The following is a 4,233-nucleotide window of genomic DNA, read 5'->3' on the forward strand; positions in this document are numbered from 1 at the left end:
ATTAACCTGGCGTACCCGAGCATAAGCAGTGCATACCCGCGCATTCCCTTCCTGTATCCGAGCCGAAACGGTGCGTAACCGCGCATTAACGGTGTGTACCCGCGCATTCGCCAACCGTATCCGCGCATAAAGGGTGTCTATCCGAGCATTAAATCCTCCCACGTCATTAATTTCAACACCCAATCTTCCCCATAAAAAAAGCCGCAGACAAGTTTCGTCTGCGGGTAATAATAATTTATTCATCTACCAATTTCCTGCGGCCAAAAATGAAATAGTAATAAATGGATGAAATGACATAAAGCACGGCTGTGATCGTGAAGGCATAGGCATATCCCCAATATGTTCCTTGCGATACGACGAGCCCCGTTGCAATCGGCCCCATTGTCGCCCACCCTAGATTAAAGACCATCTGGTTTGTCGAATTGGCAAGCCCCTTATATTTATCTGATACCACTTCCATCGCTACCGCGCTTTGAATCGGATTGCCCGCATTCATTAACGCCTGACGCATTAAAAAGCCAAGCGACGCGAGCCATAAGGAAGTCGTATAGGCCGTTAAAATCAAAAATGGAATGGACAGCATCTGAAAGAGAATCAGAGCTTTCACCTTCCCCATCCTTCTGGACAAGGCAGGACCGATCATCGCCGCCACAGCTGTCATCGCAGAGCCCAACGACAGCACCAGGCCAATATAGGAATTGCTGGCGCCAAACCGATTCGCAAAATAAAGGTTCAAATACGGAACAACCAGGCCTGAACCAAAACCGATCAATAAACCCGCGAACGAGAAGTGGAAAATAACAATTAAATTACGCTTTAAGCTGTCATCCGCTTGCTGCTGTTTAGACACTCTTTCACTCTTCTGCTCAGCATGTTCCTTTCGCTTCTCCTTCAATTGAAAGAAAGGAATGAGACCCGCCGTAAAAATGGCTGCTCCAATATAAAGTGAATAACGGATGGAATCCACGGTGCTCATTTTCAAGATGCTCTCCAAGGCATCGGCAATAATTCCGCCAAATAGGCTGCCGAGAACATTAGCAATGGTAATAAAGGCAAAGTTGACGCTGAACAGGTGGACTCGCTCGGAGGGAGAAGAATTCTCCGCTAAAAACGGAATCCCAGATACTTGGACGAACGCCATGAAAAGCCCCGTCAGAAAGGCTGCCGTAATAATCGGGGCTTCTGTCACCGCCGCGCCTCTGAAAAACAAGGTAGAAGCTGTTAAGACGGCTCCTCCGACTATCAGCCATTTCCTTCCGATTTTATCGCTTAAGAATCCTGCTGGAATGAGCATGATGGCAGAAGCCGTAGCCGTCATGGAAATGACCTTTCCGTTGACCGTCTCCGGCATGCCAAGCTCACGGATGTATAAATTGTACATCACCATAAAAACACCCATCCCAATTTGGAGGAGTATATTGCCTAACATAAAAAACCGGACGTTCCGATTAAACGATAAGAAATTCCGTTTCCAGTCCGACATCCATCTCATTTTCGTTTCCAACTTTCCTAGCACACTATTTCGATAATCTAAATATACGTGTTACTGAATAGTTTCGCAAGTAGAATTGGAGATTTATCAGACATAAACTGTTCAGGTTAATAAACCTGTTGCAACACCTTCCCTCGCCTGCCTTCCCTCGGCCAATTGCACGCAAAAAGGAGGCCCGATATCGAGCCTCCTTCCATTTTATCCTACCTTCGAGCCATTACCCGCCTGCAGTTTATACATTTGCGCATACTGGCCTCCAAGTGCAAGCAATTCATCATGCGTGCCCTGCTCCACAATTTCTCCGCGGTCCAAGACGAGAATCCGATCCGCGTTTTTAATTGTAGATAACCGGTGAGCGATAATGAATGTCGTACGTCCTTTTTTCAGCACATCCATCGCATGCTGGATAATTTCTTCTGTTTCTGTATCAATATTTGAAGTCGCTTCATCCAGAATGAGAATAGCCGGATCGAACGCTAGTGCACGTGCGAATGAAATCAATTGCCGTTGTCCTGAAGAAAGTGTACTTCCCTTTTCGACAACCGGCTCATCGATGCCACCCGGCAAGTGCTTCAGCACCCGTTCGCCGCCAACCGCATCAAGAGATTGCTGGACCTTTTCCCGGGAAATGCGTGCATCCCCGAGACTGATGTTTGATTCGACCGTTCCGCTGAATAAATACGGATCTTGCAGAACGATTCCCATATGGTCACGGATCGTCTGGCGCGGAATCTGGCCAATATCCTTTCCATCTATGGTAATGCGACCTTTCGATACATCATAGAAGCGGAAGAGCAAGTTCATAATCGAACTTTTTCCTGAACCGGTATGGCCGACCAGCGCCACCGTCTCCCCTTGTTTCGCTTCGAATGAAATATTCTTAAGCACATATTCCTCTTCTTTATACGCAAACCAAACATCTTCAAACCGGACGTTTCCACGGTACCGGGCGATCTTTTCATCACTGACCGGCTCCCCGTTGCGATCCATCAAATCAAAGACACGGTCTGCTGCAACAAGCGACTGTTCCAACCGGGCAAACTGGTTGACGATACCTGTAATTGGGTTGAATAAACGCGTAATATAATCAACGAACGCATACAGCAAACCGACAGACACAACGCTTTCAGCATTTAATGAAGCTCCGCCGAAATACCAGATAAGGAACACGAAAGCGAGTGAGCGGATAATATCAACCAAGTTATGGGACGTTGCCGCCTCCACTTTCAAAAGCTTGCTTTGGTACGTATAATGCTCGTCATTGATTGCATTGAACTCCGAATCCATCTGCTTTTCCCTGCGGAATGCCTGGATAATTGTCATTCCATTAATGGATTCATTGATCATCGCGTTCATTTCACTGTTCTTGCTTCGGATAATATGGTTCACTTTGGATGCAAATTTACGATAGGCCTTCATCCAAATATACAGGACAGGCAAGACGAAAAGGGTGATCGCCCCCATCTTCGGATCCAAGTAGAAGAGTGCAATGAAAATACCGAGCATATACATGCCGCTGATTGCGAATTGTGAGACAACTGTCACATACAAGTTACGGATTGCTTCCGTATCGTTTGTGATCCTCGCGACTACCTTCCCTGCCGGCAAATTATCGAAGTACCGGATCGGAAGCCTTTGGATGTGAGCATACAGCTCATTCCGCAATTTTTGAATAATGCGGTTTGCCGCCTGCTGCAGCAGCAAGTATTGGAAATAACGCAATACAGCTGTCACGACTGCCAATCCAAAGAAGACGGCAAGCAGTTTGGCGATTGGCGTGAAATTGATTGACTGATCCACTGATGTGGCAATATGGTCATCGATGATCTTTTTCGCAATCAATGGACCCATCAAGTCAGCTCCAACGGCAAACGCCAGCAACACTAATCCTGTAATCAGAAGCTTTTTATAAAACAATGCATAATGCAATAAACGTTTTCCTGTACCCATCTTATTCAACCTCCCCGATCTGCTGGCGGTCGAATTGCTCTTTGTACCATCCATTCATCGCAAGCAAGTCTTCATGTGTTCCTTCTTCAACGACTTTGCCATCGTCCAGGACGATGATCCAGTCCGCATGTTCAATGGCGGAAAGGCGATGCGTTGTAATAATGGTCGTCTTGCCTTCCCGTTCCGTCTGGATATTCTCAATGATTTTCGCTTCGGTTTTCGCATCAACTGCGGAAAGTGAGTCATCTAAAATGAGAATTTCCGGATTTTTCACGAGCGCCCGGGCAATGGAAATCCGTTGTTTTTGTCCGCCTGACAAGGCAACTCCTTTTTCACCGACGAGCGTTTCAAGACCAGCCGGAAGCATTTGCAAATCCTTTTCAAAGTGTGAAAGTCGAATGGCTTCTGCGATATCCGCCTCAGTCGCCTCCGGACGGCCGAACAAGATGTTTTCGCGAACAGAACGCGAGAACAGCACATGATCTTGTGGAACATAGCCGATCCAGTCACGCACTTGGTCTTTCCTCAATGAATGAAGAGAAACATCTGAGAATGCGATATCCCCTTCGCCTGCAGGATATTCACGGAGGAGCTGTTTAACGAAGGTCGTTTTCCCGCTTCCTGTCTTCCCGACAATCCCGAGAGTCTGACCACGTTCGAGCCGCAATTCAATATGATCGAGGTTCACAGCGCTCGACATCGGATATTGGAAGCTGACATCTGAGAATCCAACGCTTTCCGGTTTCTCTACATCAATATGCTTGTCAGGATCTTTCACGTCTTCTTCATAT

General features: G+C 46.9%; 4 protein-coding genes. All 4 read right to left on the reverse strand.

Translation table 11 applies throughout. The annotated features are described in order from the left end of the window. Nucleotides 1-243 (reverse strand): hypothetical protein (locus tag NCCP2222_RS15595; RefSeq protein WP_248513251.1); only part of this gene is annotated, 243 nt, incomplete at its 3' end. After that, nucleotides 236-1,492, reverse strand: a complete 1,257-nt coding sequence (locus NCCP2222_RS15600) for an MFS transporter (RefSeq protein ID WP_309295972.1) — start codon at nt 1,490-1,492, stop codon at nt 236-238. The genes NCCP2222_RS15595 and NCCP2222_RS15600, both read right to left, overlap by 8 nt. 198 nt (nt 1,493-1,690) lie before the next feature. After that, on the reverse strand, nt 1,691-3,442 hold the full coding sequence (locus NCCP2222_RS15605; RefSeq protein ID WP_248513252.1) for an ABC transporter ATP-binding protein: 1,752 nt from the start codon (nt 3,440-3,442) through the stop codon (nt 1,691-1,693). A 1-nt stretch (nt 3,443) separates the two neighbouring features. Next, the coding region (locus tag NCCP2222_RS15610) for an ABC transporter ATP-binding protein (RefSeq protein WP_248513253.1) at nt 3,444-4,233 on the reverse strand (790 nt) is incomplete at its 5' end.

Origin of the sequence: Sporosarcina sp. NCCP-2222 (genome assembly GCF_023168145.1) — a bacterium.
GTDB lineage: Bacteria > Bacillota > Bacilli > Bacillales_A > Planococcaceae > Sporosarcina.